The organism is Microvirga sesbaniae (genome assembly GCF_025460805.1).
GTDB classification, from domain to species: domain Bacteria; phylum Pseudomonadota; class Alphaproteobacteria; order Rhizobiales; family Beijerinckiaceae; genus Microvirga; species Microvirga sesbaniae.
Genome location: NZ_JAMXFJ010000001.1, coordinates 422,172 through 440,815 on the forward strand (window position 1 = coordinate 422,172; position 18,644 = coordinate 440,815).

Genomic DNA, 18,644 nt, shown 5'->3' on the forward strand with positions numbered 1-18,644 from the left:
GGGTGTCAGCGAGGCCGCAGGATGGCCGGGACGAGCCCGGCCATGACGTGGGGAGGGTGGCGGGAAGGGCGGAGGATGGCCGGGTCGGACCCGGCCGGGACGTGGGAAAGCCTCAGGCCCTCGCCTTGCGGGTCTCTTCCCGGCCAAGGGCCTCGAACACCTTGGTGACGATGCCGGCCGAATCGAGCCCGGCCTTGGCGTACATGCGCTCGGGCTTGTCCTGGTCCTGGTAGAGATCGGGCAGGACCATGGCACGCACCTTGAGGCTGCCCCGGTCGAGGGCGCCTCTTTCGGCGAGGAGCTGGAGCACGTAGGAGCCGAAGCCCCCGACCGAGCCTTCCTCGATGGTCACCAGGACCTCGTGGTCGCGGGCGAGCCGCAGGATCATCTCCTCGTCGAGGGGCTTGGCGAAGCGGGCATCCGCCACGGTGGTGGAGAGGCCGCGCGTCTCCAGCTCCTCGGCGGCCTTCAGGGCCTCGGACAGGCGGGTGCCGAGCGACAGGAGCGCGATCCGGCTGCCTTCCTTGACGATCCGGCCCTTGCCGATGGCGAGAGGAATGCCTTTTTCCGGCATGTCGACGCCCACGCCCTCGCCGCGAGGATAGCGGAACGCGATGGGGCCGGAATCGTGAGCGGCCGCGGTCGCCACCATGTGGACGAGCTCCGCCTCGTCGGCGGCCGCCATCACCACCATGTTGGGCAGGCAGCCGAGATAGGCCACGTCGAAGGAGCCCGCATGGGTGGGCCCGTCGGCGCCCACGAGGCCCGCCCGGTCGAGAGCGAAGCGCACGGGCAGGTTCTGGATCGCCACGTCGTGCACGACCTGGTCGTAGGCGCGCTGCAGGAAGGTGGAATAGATGGCGCAGAACGGCTTGTAGCCCTCGGTCGCCATGCCGGCCGCAAACGTGACCGCGTGCTGCTCGGCAATGCCCACGTCGAAGGTGCGGGCCGGGAATTCCTTGCCGAACAGGTCGATCCCGGTGCCCGACGGCATGGCGGCCGTGACGGCCACGATCTTGTCGTCCGCCCGGGCTTCCCGGATCAGGCTCTCGCCGAACACCCGGGTGTAGGAGGGGGCGTTCGCCTTGGCCTTGGTCTGCGCGCCCGTCACCACGTCGAAGGTGACCACGCCGTGATACTTGTCGGCCGCGGCTTCCGCGGGCGCGTAGCCCTTGCCCTTCTTGGTCACCACATGGACCAGGATCGGCCCGGTCTCGGTGTCGCGCACGTTCTTGAGAATGGGCAGCAGGTGGTCGAGGTTGTGACCGTCGATGGGCCCGACATAGTAGAAGCCGAGCTCCTCGAACATCGTCCCGCCGGTCCAGAAGCCCCGGGCGAATTCCTCGGCGCGCTGGGCCTTCTCGTAGATGAATTTCGGCAGCTTCTTGGCCAGCTGCTTGGCCGTCTCGCGGATGCCCCGGTAGGTGCCGCCCGAGACCAGGCGGGCGAGATAGGACGACATGGCGCCGGTGGGCGGGGCGATCGACATGTCGTTGTCGTTGAGGATGACGATGAGGCGCGAGTGCATGGCGCCGGCGTTGTTCATGGCCTCGTAGGCCATGCCGGCCGACATGGCGCCGTCGCCGATCACGGCGATCACGTTGTTTGTCTTGCCCTCCAGGTCCCGCGCCACGGCCATGCCGAGCCCGGCCGAGATCGACGTCGAGGAATGGGCCGCCCCGAAGGGGTCGTATTCGCTCTCCTGGCGCTTGGTGAAGCCCGACAGGCCCTCCGCCTGGCGCAGGGTGCGGATCCGGTCCCGGCGGCCCGTGAGGATCTTGTGCGGGTAGGCCTGGTGGCCCACGTCCCAGATCAGCCGGTCGCGGGGCGTATCGAACACGTAGTGCAGCGCCACCGTCAGCTCGACCACGCCGAGGCCCGCGCCCAGATGCCCGCCGGTGACGGACACGGCGCTGATCGTCTCCGTCCGCAGCTCGTCCGCCACCTGCCGGAGCTGGTTTTCGGGCAGTCGACGCAGATCGTCCGGGGTCTTGATGGTGTCGAGGAGAGGTGTGGACAACGTTGTTCTCGCCAAGCTTGAAGCCGGGTGGCCGTCTCAGGAAATAGGTTCGGGGGCCCCCCGGGTCAAACGCGAGGCGCGATCCTTCCCGCTCGGCCCGACTATTCCGCGACGTCGAGCGGAGCCGTGCCGGAAGCGGCGCCGTCCGGCCCGATGGTGATCTTCTCGATGCGGGCCTCGGCCTTCTTGAGGAGCTGCTCGCAATGCTTCTTCAGGGCCTCGCCGCGCTCGTAGATGGCGATCGAATCCTCCAAGGGCACGTCGCCGCGCTCGAGACGGCGGACGATGTCCTCCAGCTCGGCCAGGGCCTTCTCGAAGGGGAGGGTCTTGATGGAGGCGGTGTCGGTCATGCGGGTTCCGTCAAATCTCTGTCCTGGGCCGATCTCACGATGGAATTGCGGCATCGCTTGGTCGGCGCGCGAGGAGTCTCTGATAGACGAGACCGATGCCGATGAGAACAAGCCCGAGGCCAATAAATGACAGGGCGCGCATGACCCCCTCCAGGTTGGACAGGTCGACGATGAAGACTTTCAGCACCGCCAGCACGAGATAGACCGCCGAGACGAGGCGCGCGGGGCGGCTGTTGAAGGCGAGGCCCAGGCCGAGCAGGAGAATGCCGATGACGAGGAGCGCCAGCGAATAGCTCCACTGCTCTGCCTGTGTGAAGCCTTGCCACAAGGCGAGCTGGGGGCCGGCGGCGACCCGCCGGATCGCCAGGCCGACATAGGCCGAGAACAGGACGAGGCTCAGGACCGCCGAGGACAGGCTGTAGAGGGGCGGCCTCGCGCGCCGCTCGAGAAGGGCCAGGCCGGCCGCCAGGACGGCGGGCAGCAGATAGGCCGGGAGGAGCGCGTTGAAGATCGCCCCGCCCGGAACCTCGTCCTCGGTCAGCACGGGATTGGCGACCAGAAGCAGCCCGCCCGCGCAGAGGGCGAGGGACAGGGTCCTGAAGATGAGCGAGCCCCAGCGGTAGACCGGATCGGCGTGCCGGAGGTCGAGGCGCGTGAGGACGAGCGCGAAGACGAGGCTTTCTGTCGCAACCAGCCCGATCTCCAGCAGATCGGTGGTGGCCGCCAGCGGATCCCCGGCCCGGAGCGCGTGGCGGATCTCGAAGAAGACCAGAAAAGCCGCGAACGCGATCCCGAGGCTCTCCGTCAGCCGCACGGTCCAGTCGCGGCCCGTGCGCTGGAGCAGGCGGCTCGCCGCCAGGAAGGCCAGGGCCGGGACGCCGTAGCCCCAGAGCAGCCAGTTGATCAGGACCGGACCGGGATCGCCCCCCGCGATCGTCGGGTCCCAGATCAGCCGCCCCAGGATGATCACCCCGATGGCGCCGACCGCGTAGCGCAGGGCCGGGATCGCGATCCGGTCGGCGATCCAGGCGGTGCCGAGAGCCGTCAGGGCGAACGCGACCGTGAGCATGCCCCGGTCGAGCGCGAAGGTCAGGCCGAGCGCCAGACCCGCGAGGGCCGCCGAGGCCGTGGCGCCGAGGCCCAGGCGCAGGGCCGGGGCCTCCCCGTGTCCGCGCCGCATGAGCCATTGCGAAACCAGCGCGAAGGCGAGCGCCAGCCCGCCGGCCACCAGGGCGAAGGACAGGCTGCGTTCGAACTCCGTCACCCGCCAATAGGCGGCGACGAGCGCCAGGAGCGGACCGGCGGTCGCCGCGCCCGCGTACCAGGCGGCCGTGGCGAGGCGAAGACCGGGCGAGCGCGCGAGCCGGGCCAGCGATGCCCCGGCGACGGCCGCCGGCGCCAGAAGGGCGAACCCGAGATAGGTCTCGACCGCTTGGGGGCGCACGGCGAAGGCGTCGCCGCTCTGGTAGAAGAGGTTTTCCGGCGTCCCGCCGATCTCGCCCGCGATAGGCCAGACGAGGAGCGCTCCGACGATCGACAGGGCCGCCCAGGCGGCCGCAGGCGCGCCGGCCGGGACGCGGAGGCCGGTCGCCAGGAGGACCAGCGCAAGCGCGGCGACGAAGACCGGACGGCCGTCGCCGGCGATGACGGATCCCGACACGGCGATCCCCGCGAGGGAGAAGGCCAGGAGGATGCCGCCCGCGGGCCGGTCGATGCCCGCCTCCGGGTCCGGAGCGTGCCGGTAGGGGAGGATGATGAGGACGACCGCCGCGAGGCCGGTCTGGATGACGAGATGCACCATGGCCGGCAGGGCGTCGGCGTCGTCCAGGATGAAGATGAGGAACGTCCAGGCGAGCACCCCGATCGGTGCTGCGAGCGCCAGCCAGCGCCAGCCGCGCAGGCGCGCGACCCCGTAGGCTGGCAGCACCACGAAGGCGAGGTAGATCACGAGAGCCCAGGGCTGGGGCCTGTCGGAGGATACGAGCAGGGGACTTCCCATCGCGCCGAGCAGTCCGAGGGCCGCGAGGATCGGCCCGTGCAGGGTCGCGGCGATCATGGTCAGGACCGCCACCAGGCCCAGGATCACGAAGGTCGCTCCGGACCCGATCAGGCCGTAGAGGGCGTAAGCCGCATAGGCCGACGCGAAGGCCGAGCAGGTGCCGGCCGCTGTCAGAATGGCCGGGACGCTGGCGGCCGGAAGGCCCGGCAGCCTGAGATCCTGCTCCCGGCGGCGCAGCCACTCGCCCGCGCCGATCAGGACAAGCGCGAAGAGCCCGCCCAGGGCGATGCGCATCCCGGGGCTGAGCAGGTTCTGCTCGATGGAATAGCGCACGAGGAAGATGCCGCCGAACGCCAGAGCGACCCCGCCGACCCAGACCGCCCAGCGGGCGCCGAGCTTCTCTTCGAGGTCCCGGGTCTTCGCGGCCGGTTGCGGCGCTGCCGCCGGGATGGCCGGGACCGGCGCGGTTATCGGAACGGGCCCGGGGGGTGGGGCCGGTTCCGGCTCGGCGGGCTCGTCGATGGCCGGTTCCCGAACCGGAGCCTGATCGGCCGATGGAGCGGCTCCGCCCGCCTGCGCCTTGATCAGGCGCAGCTCGCCTTCGAGGCCCGCGACGTGCTGTTGGAGGATGGCGATCTTTTTGCGCGCGGAGAGGCCGAGGACCAGCCCGGCGATGGCGCAGGCGGGAATGCTGAGGACCAGCAGGGCGAGCAGGACCATGTCGTCCAAGGGGGCAGCCTCCGATCATCGGTGGGGGCATCGAATCCGATGCTCCGACTCTTGGTGGGCGCATCGTTCATCGCGGCCCTCCGGGTCCACACGATGCGCCAGCGCATCGGCCGTTCCGGGCAAAACCGGCTATCGGCAGCTAAGCTGTAACATGAAGGGCGTGCCCTCCATAGCCTCGGCGCCCCGGCCGATGGACCGGATCGCGTCGACCATGCGGCCCCGGCGTCCGAGGAGATCGTCGGCCAGGGCGACGAGGCGCGGGTTCGGCGTCGCGCTCGGAGAGGCCGCGCGCAGGGCGAGCGCGATCCCGGCCTCGTCCCGCTCGGGTGAGAGGGCGCAGGCCGCGATATAGGCGGCCGCGGTGGAGCGGCTGATCCCGGCCCAGCAGTGGACGACCAGGGGGCTCTCTCGGCCCCAGGCCTGGACGAAGGCGAGGAGCCGCTCGATATGCTCGGCGGCCGGCAGGACGTAGCCCTCCAGCGGCTCGACGATGTCGCTGACCCCGATGAAGAGGTGGCGCTCCGCCGCGATCCCGGCGGGACGCTCCACGCTGGCCCCGGCCCCCATGAGGCTGACCACGTGGCTCGCGCGGGTCGCCGTGACGGTCTCGGTCAGGCGGGAGAGGGGGCAGACGTGCAGGGTCGGCATGGGCTCGGGTCTCGGAGGTGGCGGGCAGCCTTACACGATTCGGATCAACCTCGCCCCCGTCCGTGCCGGCGATCCGATGCCGTGGGACGCCCTCCGTCTCCACGTCATCACCGGGCTTGTCCCGGTGATCCCGCTTCTGAGAAGCGCCGCGCCTCACCGGATCGGGATGGCCGGGACAGGCCCGGCCATGACGTGTGGAGGGCGTCATCACCGGGTCACACCTCCCTCCACGTCATCACCGGGCTTGTCCCGGTGATCCCGCTCGTCTGGAGCGCCGCGCCTCACCGCATCGGTTTGGCCGGCACAAGGCCGGCCATGACGTTGAGGGTTTCATAACCGATGGCCTCGGGATAGTCCGGCGGGCCCGGCCGTGACGTGGACGGGACGGAGCCGGCTCGGGCCTGGATATCACCGCGCCAGCGCGGCCGTCACCGTCCCGCTGTAGCGCTCCTCCGCCTCGGCCACCGGCCAGGGTTCGAGAAGGGCCAGCACGGTCCGGGGCAGGGGCTCGGGACGGCCGAAGATCTTGAGCGCCTCCTCGCGGGAAAAGCCCGCGAGATGGGTCGCCTCCAGGAAGGCCGCCTGGCGGTCGGCCTGCTTGATGAAGCGCTTGAGCGCCGCGGCCGGCTGGGCGGGCAGGCCGAAATGCAGATGGATCGCTCCGAGCAGCCCGGCCTCGATGCTCTTGTAGGCGTCGCCGATCACCGCCTTGAAGGGTGAGATGATGTCGCCGATCACGTATTCCGGCGCGTCGTGGAGCAGCACCGCAAGACGCCAGTCGCGCGGCATGTCCGGGTTCGTTTGGCTGGCGATCGCCTCCACGAGCAGGCTGTGCTGCGCCACGGAGAAGATGTGCCCGCCGACGGTCTGGCCGTTCCAGCGGGCCACGCGGGCGAGCCCGTGGGCGATGTCGTCGAGTTCGACGTCGAGGGGCGAGGGATCGAGCAGGTTGAGGCGGCGGCCGGAGAGCATCCGCTGCCAGACGCGGGGTTCCTTGGCCATCAGAGCGTCCCGGCGAGGTCCGCGCATTCCGCGTGGCGGTAGCAACCGGTGAGATGGTCGTTCACCATCCCGACCGCCTGCATGAAGGCATAGACGATGGTCGGGCCGACGAAGTTGAAGCCCTCGCTCTTCAGCGCCTTCGAGATCTTGCGGGAGATCTCGGTCTCCGTCGGCACGTCGCGGCGGGTCCTCGCATGGGTCTGGACTGGCCGCCCGTCGACGAAATCCCACAGGAATCGCGAGAAGCCGCCGCGCTCCTGGATCACCAGCCAGGCGCGGGCGCCGGCGATGGTCGCCTCGATCTTGGCGCGGTTGCGCACGATGCCGGTGTCGAGCATCAGAGCCTCGACCTGCGCCTGGTCGAACCGGGCGATGACCGCCGGATCGAACCCCGCGAAGGCCCGGCGGAAATTCTCGCGCTTGCGCAGGATCGTGATCCAGGACAGGCCCGCCTGGAAGCCGTCGAGGATGAGCTTCTCGAACAGGGCGCGGTCGTCGCGCTCCGGCACGCCCCATTCCGTGTCGTGGTAGGCGACATAGAAGGGATCCATGCCGGGCCACCAGCAGCGGGTCTTGTGATCGGGATGCAGGATCAGTCCGTCGGTCATGGAACGTGTGTAGCGGGGCCGCGGGAAAACGGGAAGAGAGGCCCGGGCTTTTCACCTCCCGCGTCGTCACCGGGCTTGTCCCGGTGATCCCGATGATGGGGAGCGCCGCGCGTCTCCGGATCGGGATGGCCGGGCCTGGCCCGGCCATGAGGGGGAGAGTGTCATGAGTGTCATGATCTGCCCGATTCCTCGCGAGCCGATCAATCGGACGACAGCACCTTGCGGAAATAGACGACCCGCTCCGTCTCCTCGAATCCCAGCGCTTCGTGCATGCCGTGCGACGCCGTGTTGCCGAGAAGGGCATCGGAGGCGAACTCGCGGCAGCCGTGCCGCCGCGCCCAGGTCTCGACGGCGCGGCACAGCAGGCGGGCGAGGCCCCGGTTGCGGTGTTCCGGCTCCACGTAGATCCCTTCGAGGAACGCCACGGGCGACGTCGTGCAGCCGTTCACGGAGTCGCCGCGCAGGGCGGCTTCGGCAAAGCCCGCCGCCGTGCCGTCGGGCAGGCGCACGAGGAAGGCGGCCGCCTTCCTCTGCTCCCACAGCATGGCCTGCACGTCGGAGAGATGGTCCTGCACCGGGGCATCCGGCCAGAGGGCATGGCGCAGGACAGCCCATTCCTCCAGGGAGTGGAGGGTGCAGGGCTCGATCCTCGGGCTGTTCCCGTCATTCACGCGGCCGGGCTCCCCGGGAATCGACCAGCTCCGCCATGCGCTGCGAGGCATCGTCCGGGGACACCCGCAGGCCCGCCGAGACCCCGAGGCGGTCGGCCTCGGATCGGTTCTGGCTCACCTTCCACTTGCCGTCGATCCGGGCGATCTCGATCTCGATCCCGACGATGCCCTTGAGCTGGGCGGCCACGAAGGGCGGCGGCGCATCGCCGACCGCCCAGGGCTCCGGCCGGGCCGCCTCCTGCAGGTCGGTCATGGCGGCGATCTGCTGCCGCAGCCAGTCCGGATCGTCCCGGAGCGTGAGCCGGCCGCGGGCCTGGACGATGGCGTAGTTCCAGGTCGGCACCACCTTGCCGTGCTCGCGCTTGGCCGCATACCAGGACGGGGTGATGTAGCTCTCGGGACCCTGGAAGACCACGAGGGCTTCCTGCTCGGGGTCGAAGGTCCGCCACTGGGGATTGGCCCGGGACAGATGCGCCTTGAGGGTTCCGAGCCCTGACGCCGAGGCGTCCAGCACGAAGGGAATGGGATTGGCTTCGAGCCCCTCGCTGCCGAACGTCACCAGCAGGCCGAGCGGATGGGCCTTGATGAGAGCGTGTTGAACCGCGAGATCGTCCTCGCGGAAATGCGGCGGCTGGTACATGGCAATCCCGATGGAGCAGGCCGGGAATATTACCGTTTCACGAGAGCTCGGACCAATCAAAAATCCCGATGCCCTCCATCACGCCCGGCGATGGGCGTCAGGCCCCCGTGCGAAGCGCCCGCAGCTTGTCGGCGAGCTCCGTCCAGCGGTAGGGCTTGCTGATGAACGACACGCCCGTGCCCAGGCCGTCGGACGGCAGGGCCGACATGGGATAGCCCGAGGCGAGCAGGATCTTGAGATCGGGCCGCATCTCGCGGGCTCGCCGCGACAGCTCGACCCCGTTCATGCCGTTGGGCATGATCACGTCGCTGAACAGGACGTCGATGGACGGGTTGCCTTCGAGGACCTCGAGCGCCCCGTTGGCGTCGGTCGCCGTCACCACGTCGTAGCCGAGGCTGTCGAAGATGTCGCTCGCGACCTCCAGGACGGCGGGCTCGTCCTCGACGATCAGGACGGTCCCGGCGCTGTCGCGGGCCGGACGCTCCGTCTCGTCCTCCTCGTCCGACGTCTCGTCGCCGTTCTCCTGGGCCGGCAGCAGCATGGTGACCTTGGTGCCCTGGCCGGGAGTGCTGTCGATCCTGATCGCGCCGCCCGACTGGGTCACGAAGCCGTAGACCTGGCTCAGGCCCAGTCCCGTGCCCTTGCCGATCTCCTTGGTGGTGAAGAAGGGCTCGAACACCCGGTCGACGATGTCCGGCGTCATGCCCACGCCGGTGTCCTGGACGGTGATCGAGACGTATTGGCCCGGCGGCAGGTTCGACGACGCGGCGTCCTGCTCGCCGAGCACGGTGTTTCCCGTCACGATCTTGATCGAGCCGCCGTCGGGCATCGCATCGCGCGCGTTGACGATGAGGTTGAGCAGCGCGGACTCGAATTGCGGCGCATCGACCGAAACCCATCGGGTCCGTTGGGACAGAGAGAGCTGCAGCCGGATCATCTCCCCGCAGGCCCGGCGCAGAACCGACTCGAAGCCTTCGATGAGCGTGTTCGGATTGTGCGCCTCGGGCTGCAACGGCTGGCGGCGGGAGAAGGCAAGCAGCTGCTGGGTGAGCTTGGCGCCGCGCTCGGCCGCGCGCTGCGCGCTCTCGATCAGCTTGACGTCGCGCGGATCGCGCGCGTTGCGCGTCAGGAGATCGAGGTTGTTGACGATGATCGTCAGCAGGTTGTTGAAGTCGTGCGCCACGCCGCCCGTGAGCTGGCCCACCGCCTCCATCTTCTGGGCCTGGAAGAGAGCCAGCTGCGCGGCCTCGAGCGCCTCCTGCGTCGCCCGGCGTTCCGTGATGTCGCGGGTGATCTTGGCATAGCCGATCAGCTCGCCCCGATCGTTCCGGATCGGATCGATGACGACGTTGGCCCAGAATCGGGTGCCGTCCTTACGGACGCGCCAGCCCTCCGCTTCGAACTTGCCCTCGCGGGCCGCCGTCTCCAGGGCGCGGCGCGGCAGCTCGGTGGCGCGGTCCTCGTCCGTGTAGAACTGCGAGAAATGCTTGCCGAGAATTTCGCTCTCCGCATAGCCCTTGATGCGCTGGGCGCCGGGATTCCAGTTCGTCACATGACCCTGGGGGTCAAGCATGTAGAGGGCGTAGTCGGTCACGCCCTGGACCAGCAGGCGAAAGCGCTCCTCGCTCTCCTTGAGGGCCTCCTGGGCCAACTTTCTCTCGGTGAGGTCACGGGTGATCTTGGCGTAGCCGAGCAGTTCCCCGTGTGGGCTGCGGATCGGGTCGATGACCACGTGCGCCCAGAACCGGGTGCCGTCCTTGCGGACGCGCCAGCCTTCCGCTTCGAACTTGCCCTCGCGCGCGGCCGTTTCCAGGGCGCGGCGCGGCAGCTCGGTCGCACGATCCTCGTCGGTGTAGAAGCGCGAGAAATGCGAGCCGATGATCTCGCCTTCCACATAACCCTTGAAACGCTGGGCGCCTGGATTCCAGCTGACCACGACACCGGTCGGGTCGAGCATGTAGATGGCATAATCGGTGACCGCGTCGACGAGGAGTTGAAAACGACCCTCCGACGACGTTGTCTTGTGACCAGGCACTGCATTCATCCAGAAGATTCCCCAGCAGGCCCGTCTGCACGGTTCTTTGCCGCATGATCGGGCCCAGTGGTCTATAACTCCGATAACGCCCCGTGGTTCCTCGGAGCCGGCTAGAACTTAAGGCGCAACGCCGGGTTCTCCCGGGAAGGGGAAGCGGATCCAGGCCGGCTTCTCGAGCCGCACCGGGATGCCGCCGGCCCGAATGGTCTCGCCCGCCTGAAGCGCGTCGGCCGCCCGGTCCAGGCGGATCATCAGGAGCCCGCGGCCCTGCGCGCCGGTGCCGGTTCTCCCCAGGGCTTTCTCCCCGGCCGTGACCTCGACGCCCACATCGGCCGCGAAGCCGCCTTCGTAGAGGGCCGGGACGATGCGGGTCCGGGCCGTTCCCCGGTGCTGCATGCGCGAGACGACCTCCTGGCCCACATAGCAGCCCTTGTCGAAATCCACCCCCTGGAGCTGGTCCATGAGGGCCTCGTGCGGGAAGGCGTCGCCGAACAGGAAGTCGCGGCCGCCCTCCGGGACGCCGAGCCCGATGCGGTGCGCGTGATAGGCCGCCGGGTCGTCCCGGCCGAACTCCGCCGTATCCTGCGCGGCCACGATGGCGCGCCAGCCGAGATCGGGCAGACGGGGGTCGTCGACCACGAGTCCGGCCTCCTCGTCCGGCTTCGGGGCGTCCCAGCCCGCCACCAGGCTCAGCGAATCGGACAGGTCCTCGATCGCGACCTTCGCCCGCAGCTTGTAGAACCCGAGCCGCTTGGCGAGATCCGGGGCGTGGACCCGGAGAACGTCGAGGTAATAGGCGCCGCCGATCTCCTGCGGAGCCTGGAACACGAGAAAATCGAACAGGATCTTGCCCTGGGGCGTCAGCAGGGCCCCGAGGCGGGCGGTGTGCGCTGACACACGGTCCAGATCGCACGTGATGAGGTTGTCGAGAAAACCCTTGGCGTCCTCGCCCGAAACCCTTACCACCCCCCGGTCGGCCAGATGGACTGACGGCATGTGCCCGCTCTCCTTGCTCTTCCAGGCGTGACATATGCCCGTTCCGCAGCGGCCTCAAGGGATGAGATTGCCATGCCCCAGACCTTCGACCTGATCCTCAAAGGCGGCATCGTCGTGAACCACGACGGGCGCGTCGAGCGCGACATCGGCGTGCGCGACGGGCGGATCGCCGCCATCGGCGACCTGTCGCAGGCCTCCGCGGCCCGGGAGATCGAGTGCCGGGGCCTGCACATCCTGCCCGGCGTGATCGACAGCCAGGTGCATTTCCGCGAGCCTGGCCTCGACCACAAGGAAGACCTCGAATCGGGGTCCCGCGCGGCCGTCATGGGCGGCGTGACGGCGGTGTTCGAGATGCCCAACACCGATCCGCAGACCACGACCCCCGAGGCGCTCGCCGACAAGGTGCGGCGCGGCCATCACCGCATGCATTGCGACTTCGCCTTCTGGGTCGGCGGCACGCACGAGAACGCCCATCACGTGCCGGAGCTCGAGCGCCTGCCGGGCGCCGCCGGCATCAAGGTGTTCATGGGCTCGTCCACCGGGTCGCTCCTCGTCGAGGACGACGAGGGCATCGCCAGCATCCTGCGGCGCACCCGCCGCCGCGCGGCGTTCCATTCCGAGGACGAGGCGATGCTGCGCGAGCGCAAGGGGCTGCGCGTCGAGGGCGACCCGCGCTCGCATCCGGTCTGGCGCTCGGCCGAAGTGGCGCTCGCCTGCACGCGGCGCCTCGTGCGCATCTCGCGCGAGACGGGCGCGCGCATCCACGTGCTGCATATCACCACCGCCGAGGAGATGGCGCTTCTCAAGGACCACAAGGACCTGGTGACCGCGGAGGTCACGCCGCATCATCTGACGCTCGTCGGGCCGGAGGATTACGAGCGCCTCGGCACCTACATCCAGATGAACCCGCCCGTGCGCGACGAAGCCCATCGCGCGGCGCTCTGGCAGGGCCTCGACGAAGGCGTCGCGGACGTTCTCGGCTCCGACCACGCGCCGCACACCCGCGAGGAGAAGGACAAGACCTATCCCAACACGCCGTCCGGCATGACCGGCGTGCAGACCCTCGTGCCGATCATGCTCGACCACGTGAACGCCAGCAGGCTCACCCTCGAGCGATTGGTCGATCTCACGAGCGCCGGACCCAAGCGCCTCTTCGGCATCGCCAACAAGGGCCGCATCGCCGTGGGCTACGATGCCGATTTCACGGTGGTGGATCTCAAGCGCACGGAGACGATCACCAACGACTGGATCGCGTCGAAGTGCGGCTGGACGCCCTACGACGGCAAGAAGGTCACCGGCTGGCCCGTCGGCACGGTCGTGCGCGGCAACGTGGTGATGTGGGAGGGTGCGCTGGAAGCGCCGTCGCAGGGCGAGGTGGTGCGCTTCGAGGAGACGCTGGGTTCGTGACGTGTCGGGGATGACGCAGCAGTTGACGTTCTCGCCGTTCAAGCCCTCGGCCGCCGCAGCCGAACGTGATCGGGTGAGTTTTTCGACGTGCGGCGAACCCAAGGTCTTCCTGACACCCTCCGGGCCGTGGCCCCTCCGCGGGTCATGGCCGGGCTTGTCCCGGCCATCCCGATCGGAAGGGCTCTGCGTTCCCGACAATCGGGATCACCGGGACGAGCCCGGTGATGACGGGGAGGGTGGTCGCCCCGTATGCGCTCCATCGTCAGCGGGACACCACCGGGACAAGCCAAGCCATGACGGGACATGTTCCGCCCGGGTGGCACCACGGCGGATCGCCTTCCGGAGGATGGATAGGATCAGCAGCGCGGAGCCCGATGGGCCAATGTCTGCGGGATGAAGGTTGTCGGGCGCCAAGCCCTCAATGCTTCAGGGCGCCGATCATGGAGAACGCGCCGCTGCGGATCTTGTCCACGAGGGTCGACGCATATTCCGCAACGGCATCTTCGCCATAGGTGGCGACGAGTTCGGTGAAGGCCGCGAACAGGGCGGCCTGCGCCATGCAATCGCCGTCGAGCCCGTCGAGCTCGGCCTCCGCGAAGGCCTCGGTCACATAGCTCAGGGCCGCCTGCTTGAGGGCGCTGAGTTCGGGCAGCTCTGTGAGAGGGACGTCGTTGTCGTTCATGATCCAGGCCCCTTCGAGGGGCGGCGCGCGAGTTCGGTTGAATCGTTTCTAGACGTCGCGCCGGCCCTCCGCCAGCATCACCTTGCAAGGAGGTTAACGCGAGGGGGCATGTCCGAAAAATGTGGATAAGAGGCATCCTTGCAACACCTGTCCCGTGCGGCATGAACCCTCCGTCGTCATCACCGGGCTCGTCCCGGTGATCTCGATCGTCTGGAGCGCCGCGCCTCATCGCATCGGGATGGCCAAGACGGGGAGCGGTGACCCACGGCGGACCTGCGGCCGCCTCCGCTCACCCGCCGTAGCGGCCGGTGATGCTGCGGGCGAGCTGTTCGCCCTCGCCCAGGAATCGGACGGACGCCTCCTGGGCCGACGGGGTGCAGACCCGGTAGGTGAGGGCGTAGGCCTGGTAGCCCTTGTTGTAGGCGCCGGCGAGGCGCTCGCGGCGGCCCGGCGTGGTCCCTTCAGCCTCGAGCAGGACCTGCATGCGCCGGCTCCATTCCGAGCCGTCGGGGGCGCTGCAGAGGGGGCGCAGCATGGCGAGCGAACCCATGATTTCGGCGAGCCGCAGCAGTTCCTTCTCGTAGGGCGCGGCCGGCGGCTCGACCGTGGGCGCTGGCTCCGCCTGCTGCTGGGGCGCGGATTGCTGCCCGGCGGCCGGCCTCGGCGATTGCTGCGGCTGGGGGCGCCGCTGCTGAGGCTGGGGCTGCGGGCGGAACTGGGGCTGGGACTGCGGCACGGGCCGGTACTGCGGCGGCGGAACCGGCTGGCCCGGCTGCGGCCGCGGCGGCAGGCCGAACAGCCGCTCGAAGAAGCCCTGCGCCATGGCCGGCTGAGGCACCGCGAGCCAAAGGGCCGGGACGAGGAGCAGGCCCGCGCGTCTCATGGTCTCGAATCCTCTGGTCTCGAATCCTCTGGTCTCGAATCCTCTGGTCTCGAATCCTCGCGGGCGAGCCGAAAGGCCTGCTCCAGAATTCCGGTGAGCCCTGCCGTCATCGGCAGATCGGCGATGTCCCGTTCCGTGACCCAACGGATTTCCTTTGCTTCCGGACCTGTCTGAGGTTCGCCCGAAACCCAGCGGGCGGCATGGGCGGCGATGACGACGTGATGCTTTATATGGCCTTTCTCGTCCCTTTCAATGAATTCCACCGGGGCGATCAGGCCGATAAGCTTGGCCTCAACCCCCACCTCCTCGCGAAGTTCCCGGAGCGCCGCCTCGCCCAGGGTCTCGCCGGCCTCGACCAGGCCGCCGGGCAGGGAGAACAATCCCTCGCCGGGAGGCTTGCCCCGGGCGGCGAGCAGGATGCGCCCGTCCCGGATCACCGCCACGGAGGCGGCGAGGATCGGACGGGACGGGTAGAGGCGGTCCGAGGTCATGGGAGTCCAAGGTCATGGGAGGCCAAGGTCATGGGGAGGAGATCCGGGCCGAAGAATCGTCCGCCGCCACATAGCGGGCCCGCGGCCGGATGAGGGCCGCCTGGCTGCGCTGCTCGATGGCGTGGGCGAGCCACCCGGCCGTGCGTCCGATGGCGAAGACCGTGAACGCAGCCCCGACCGGCAGTCCATAGGCGCGCTCCATCATGACGAGGGCCATATCGACGCTCGGGGTGCTCCCCGTGCCGGCCGCGATGGCCCTGAGGGTCGTGGCGTCCGAGGCGAGCAGCGGCACGTTCTCCAGGAGAGCCTTGGCCCTCGGGTCGCCGTCCGGATAGAGGCGATGCCCGAAAGCCGGCCGGGATGCCGTTCCGGGATTGTCGAGAAAGGCCCTGACCCGTTCCGTCATTCCCCCGTGATACGGGCCGCTCAGGGTGACGAGACCGGCGACGACCGCGTGGCGCAGGGACGCGCCCGTGGAGGCCGCGACCCGGACCGCGAAGGCCGACGAGCTGAGCTCGTGGTCGGCGCACAGGACGAGGGCGCGCCGGATCGTGTCGGCGGCCTGCGGCGAAGCCGTCCAGGCGCGGGCCAGGTAAGCGTGCAAGGGTTCGGCGCCCGGATCGCCGCCGCCGGCGGCGGCCGCCACGAGACGCAGGATCGCGGCGACCTCCGCGGCCCGGGTCTCCTTGGGGCCTGGTTCGGACAGAAGGCGGACGGACTGCGCCACGAAGCCGTGGAGGCCGATGGCCGGGCCGGGCAGGGACGCCTGGATCCGGGACGCATGGTGAAAGGCATCCTCGTCCAGCCCGCCGATCAGCAGGCGCGCAACGGCCTCGAGGGTGGCGGTTCGGGAAAGCGCCACGGCGTCCTGCCCGCGATAGAGGAGATGCCCGTCGGTGATCTGCGTGATGCGCGTCTCCAGAACCGGCAGCCCCCAGTCGAGCGCGGTCGCGGCCGCGACCGCAGGGCGGCGAAAGCGGGCCTTGCGTTCGGCCAGCCTCTCCACGTCCTCGACGGCGTAGAGGCGCTGCCGCGGATCGTGCGGCGACGCGAAGGAGCGGACCAGGCCCCGGCTCACATAGGCGTAGAGGCTGGCCCGGCTGATGCCGAGGCGGGACGAGGCCTCGCCGGCCGATGCGAGTTCGAGGGAGCTGGTGTCCATATGTTGATATGTTGATTCAAGATTGACCCGGGTGCAAGCCCTGCGTGAAGCTCTCCCGCAGCAAGGAGAAAGCGCATGACCATCGGACTGGACGACGTGGTGGCGGCCGAGACCGTTCTCAGCCATGTGGACGGGGAGGCGGGCCGCTTGATCATAGGCGGCTACGACCTGGAGGAACTCGCGGGCCGCGTGTCCTTCGAGGATGTGGTGGCCATGCTCTGGACCGGGCTGGCGCCGGACATCGCCGCCGATCCAAGGGCGCTTCTCGGCCGGGCGCGGGTGCGCGCCTGGGGCCATCTGGCGCCGCTCGCTCCCCGGCTGGCCGGCCTCACGCCGGTCGAGGGCATGCGGCTGCTCCTGTCGAGCCTGCCCGATGCGGAGGAGGGCCATCCGGCCCTGGCGGTCGGGGCGGCGGGCGTGGCCGCCGCCATGGCCGTGCGGGGCGCGCAGGGCCTCGCGCCGGCGGAGCCGGATGCGTCCGCGCCTCACGCGGCCGACATCCTGCGCATGATGCGCGACGCGCCCGTGGCGGACGACGAGGCGCTGGCCCTCGACACCTATCTCGTGACGGTGATCGACCACGGGCTCAACGCCTCGACCTTCGCGGCCCGGGTGGTGGCCTCGACGCAGGCCGGCATCCTGTCCGCGGTCGTGGCCGGGCTGTGCGCCCTCAAGGGGCCCCTTCACGGCGGGGCGCCCGGCCCTGTGCTCGACATGCTCGACGCCATCGGGTCCCTCGAGAACGCGGATGCATGGCTCGACGATGCCATGGCCCGGGGCGAGCGCCTCATGGGCTTCGGCCACCGGATCTACCGGGTGCGCGACCCGCGGGCGGACGTGCTGAAAGGCGCCGTCGGCCGGCTGAAGGGCAGGGGCAACCGCATCGCCTTCGCGGAGGCCGTGGAAGAAGCGGCCCTGAGAGCCCTGGAGCGCCGCAAGCCTGGGCGCCGGCTCGACACCAACGTGGAGTTCTACACCGCCATCCTGCTCGACGCGCTCGGGGTCCCGCGCGCCGGCTTCACGCCGCTCTTCGCCGCCGGCCGCACGGCCGGCTGGGTGGCGCACGCCGTCGAGCAGAGCCGCACCGGCCGCATCATCCGGCCGCAGTCGCGCTATGTGGGGACCTGGCCCGCCCAGGCGGCGTGAGGAAGGCCTACTCGGTCGCCTCCTCCGGGCGCTGCGCCAGGCATGGGTCGAGGACGATGAAGTCGCGACTGGGGCGGCTGTAGCCGCCCGCGACCGTCACCACGTCGCCGACCTTCATGTCGTTGGTCTGGTAGGTGACGCAGAGCACCTTCGGGTCGGTCCCGCTGCCGCACAGGCCCAGATAGGCGAGCGTGCCGTCGAAATGCACGAGGGCGAGCGGGCCCGTCACGCTGAAGTCGACCCGGGTCGCGCCGGTCTCCCGATCCTTGGTCAGTTCCCGGACTTCGTGGCATTGCGCCCGGTACGAGGGCTGCATGTCGGGATCGGCGAAGGGATTCTTGTCGGGCGCATCCTGGGCCTGCGCCGGCGGCACCGCCCCGACCAGCAGCACGGCCGTGACGGCCCGCATCAGATGTCGCGCTGGATGCCGCAGGTGCATGGATCGATGCTCTAGACGTGCTGGCCGCCGTTGATGTGGAGCTCCGCGCCGTTCACGTAGGAGCTCGCCTCCGTGCAGAGGAAATAGATCGCCTTGGCCACTTCGTCGGGCGTTCCCAGCCGCCGCATGGGCAGCTGCTCGACGATCTTCTCCGTGCCGGGGGAGAGGATCGCGGTATCTATCTCGCCGGGCGAGATGGCGTTGACGCGCACGCCCAGGGGGCCGAAATCGGCCGCCATCTCGCGGGTCAGCGCCGCGAGCGCCGCCTTGGACGTGGCATAGGCCGCGCCCGCGAACGGATGCACCCGCGAGCCCGCGATGGAGGTCACGTTGACCACCGAGCCCTTGGCCTTGGTGAGCTCGTCCTGCAGGCCGCGGGCCAGCATGATCGAGGCGAAGAAGTTGACCTGGAAGACCCGCACCCAGTCCTCGTAGCGGGTATCGAGAGTGCCGAGCCGGGAGCCGGCTTCGCCCTTGGGGGAAATGCCCGCGTTGTTGACGAGGGCATGCAGGCACCCGCCCTCGGCGGCGAGCCGCTCCTTGACCTCCGCGATGGCCCGGCGGGTGTCCTGGGCGTCGGCGAGATCGACCTGGAGATGATCTTCCGGCCCCATCTCCCACGGGCAGTTTTCCGGAAAGCCGTGCCGTGAGCAGGTGATGACCCGCCATCCGGCCGCGGAGAAGCGCTTGACGGTGGCATGCCCGATGCCGCGGCTGGCGCCGGTGAGCAGCATGA

Annotated in this window: 18 protein-coding genes; 2 read left to right on the forward strand and 16 right to left on the reverse strand. The window is 69.6% G+C overall.

The features are described from left to right. Positions 1–112: 112 nt before the first annotated feature. The 10 genes from dxs to ygfZ form a co-directional block, all read right to left on the reverse strand. Positions 113–2,020 carry a 1-deoxy-D-xylulose-5-phosphate synthase gene (dxs, locus tag OCW50_RS01950; RefSeq protein ID WP_262296235.1) on the reverse strand — a complete coding sequence of 636 codons (1,908 nt, stop codon included), beginning with the start codon at positions 2,018–2,020 and terminating at the stop codon, positions 113–115. A 101-nt stretch (positions 2,021–2,121) separates the two neighbouring features. Continuing rightward, complete coding sequence (locus OCW50_RS01955) at positions 2,122–2,370, reverse strand: exodeoxyribonuclease VII small subunit (RefSeq protein ID WP_009764792.1); 249 nt, start codon at positions 2,368–2,370, stop codon at positions 2,122–2,124. 34 nt (positions 2,371–2,404) lie between these two features. Then, a complete protein-coding gene (locus tag OCW50_RS01960; RefSeq protein ID WP_262296348.1) occupies positions 2,405–5,089 on the reverse strand; it encodes a DUF2339 domain-containing protein in 2,685 nt (894 codons plus the stop codon). Between the two features lie 138 nt (positions 5,090–5,227). Beyond that, the gene (locus OCW50_RS01965; protein WP_262296236.1) at positions 5,228–5,746 is read right to left on the reverse strand and encodes a tyrosine phosphatase family protein; all 519 of its coding nucleotides are present in this window, start codon (positions 5,744–5,746) and stop codon (positions 5,228–5,230) included. Between the two features lie 408 nt (positions 5,747–6,154). Continuing rightward, positions 6,155–6,748 carry a YfbR-like 5'-deoxynucleotidase gene (locus OCW50_RS01970; RefSeq protein ID WP_262296237.1) on the reverse strand — a complete coding sequence of 198 codons (594 nt, stop codon included), beginning with the start codon at positions 6,746–6,748 and terminating at the stop codon, positions 6,155–6,157. Further along, positions 6,748–7,356, reverse strand: coding sequence for a DNA-3-methyladenine glycosylase I (locus OCW50_RS01975; RefSeq protein WP_262296238.1), 609 nt, complete (start codon positions 7,354–7,356; stop codon positions 6,748–6,750). The genes OCW50_RS01970 and OCW50_RS01975 overlap by 1 nt, the downstream gene beginning before the upstream one ends. A gap of 200 nt (positions 7,357–7,556) precedes the next feature. After that, a complete protein-coding gene (gene aac(6') / locus OCW50_RS01980) occupies positions 7,557–8,027 on the reverse strand; it encodes an aminoglycoside 6'-N-acetyltransferase (RefSeq protein ID WP_262296239.1) in 471 nt (156 codons plus the stop codon). Continuing rightward, positions 8,020–8,667 carry an FMN-binding negative transcriptional regulator gene (locus OCW50_RS01985; RefSeq protein ID WP_262296240.1) on the reverse strand — a complete coding sequence of 216 codons (648 nt, stop codon included), beginning with the start codon at positions 8,665–8,667 and terminating at the stop codon, positions 8,020–8,022. Before OCW50_RS01985 ends, aac(6') begins: the two co-directional genes overlap by 8 nt. Positions 8,668–8,764: 97 nt before the next feature. Then, positions 8,765–10,711 carry a hybrid sensor histidine kinase/response regulator gene (locus OCW50_RS01990; RefSeq protein ID WP_262296241.1) on the reverse strand — a complete coding sequence of 649 codons (1,947 nt, stop codon included), beginning with the start codon at positions 10,709–10,711 and terminating at the stop codon, positions 8,765–8,767. A gap of 108 nt (positions 10,712–10,819) precedes the next feature. Beyond that, the gene (gene ygfZ / locus OCW50_RS01995) at positions 10,820–11,698 is read right to left on the reverse strand and encodes a CAF17-like 4Fe-4S cluster assembly/insertion protein YgfZ (RefSeq protein ID WP_262296242.1); all 879 of its coding nucleotides are present in this window, start codon (positions 11,696–11,698) and stop codon (positions 10,820–10,822) included. Between the two features lie 72 nt (positions 11,699–11,770). Here ygfZ and OCW50_RS02000 point away from each other — a divergent pair, with 72 nt between their 5' ends. Beyond that, the gene (locus tag OCW50_RS02000; RefSeq protein WP_373371284.1) at positions 11,771–13,105 is read left to right on the forward strand and encodes a dihydroorotase; all 1,335 of its coding nucleotides are present in this window, start codon (positions 11,771–11,773) and stop codon (positions 13,103–13,105) included. Between the two features lie 418 nt (positions 13,106–13,523). Here the strand turns inward: OCW50_RS02000 and OCW50_RS02005 are convergent, their stop codons facing one another. The 4 genes from OCW50_RS02005 to OCW50_RS02020 form a co-directional block, all read right to left on the reverse strand. Then, positions 13,524–13,787 carry a hypothetical protein gene (locus tag OCW50_RS02005; protein ID WP_262272929.1) on the reverse strand — a complete coding sequence of 88 codons (264 nt, stop codon included), beginning with the start codon at positions 13,785–13,787 and terminating at the stop codon, positions 13,524–13,526. 289 nt (positions 13,788–14,076) lie between these two features. After that, complete coding sequence (locus OCW50_RS02010) at positions 14,077–14,670, reverse strand: TIGR02301 family protein (RefSeq protein WP_262296243.1); 594 nt, start codon at positions 14,668–14,670, stop codon at positions 14,077–14,079. Beyond that, positions 14,667–15,161: an NUDIX hydrolase gene (locus tag OCW50_RS02015; RefSeq protein WP_262296244.1), complete on the reverse strand. Its 495-nt coding sequence runs from the start codon at positions 15,159–15,161 to the stop codon at positions 14,667–14,669. Before OCW50_RS02015 ends, OCW50_RS02010 begins: the two co-directional genes overlap by 4 nt. A gap of 28 nt (positions 15,162–15,189) precedes the next feature. Beyond that, complete coding sequence (locus OCW50_RS02020; RefSeq protein ID WP_262296245.1) at positions 15,190–16,323, reverse strand: citrate/2-methylcitrate synthase; 1,134 nt, start codon at positions 16,321–16,323, stop codon at positions 15,190–15,192. Positions 16,324–16,398: 75 nt separating this feature from the next. Between OCW50_RS02020 and OCW50_RS02025 the strand changes: the two genes are divergently transcribed. Then, positions 16,399–17,469: a citrate synthase gene (locus OCW50_RS02025; protein WP_262296246.1), complete on the forward strand. Its 1,071-nt coding sequence runs from the start codon at positions 16,399–16,401 to the stop codon at positions 17,467–17,469. A 7-nt stretch (positions 17,470–17,476) separates the two neighbouring features. Here the strand turns inward: OCW50_RS02025 and OCW50_RS02030 are convergent, their stop codons facing one another. After that, positions 17,477–17,908, reverse strand: coding sequence for a hypothetical protein (locus tag OCW50_RS02030; protein WP_262296247.1), 432 nt, complete (start codon positions 17,906–17,908; stop codon positions 17,477–17,479). Positions 17,909–17,919: 11 nt separating this feature from the next. Next, complete coding sequence (locus OCW50_RS02035; RefSeq protein ID WP_373371292.1) at positions 17,920–18,642, reverse strand: SDR family NAD(P)-dependent oxidoreductase; 723 nt, start codon at positions 18,640–18,642, stop codon at positions 17,920–17,922. Positions 18,643–18,644 lie beyond the last annotated feature (2 nt).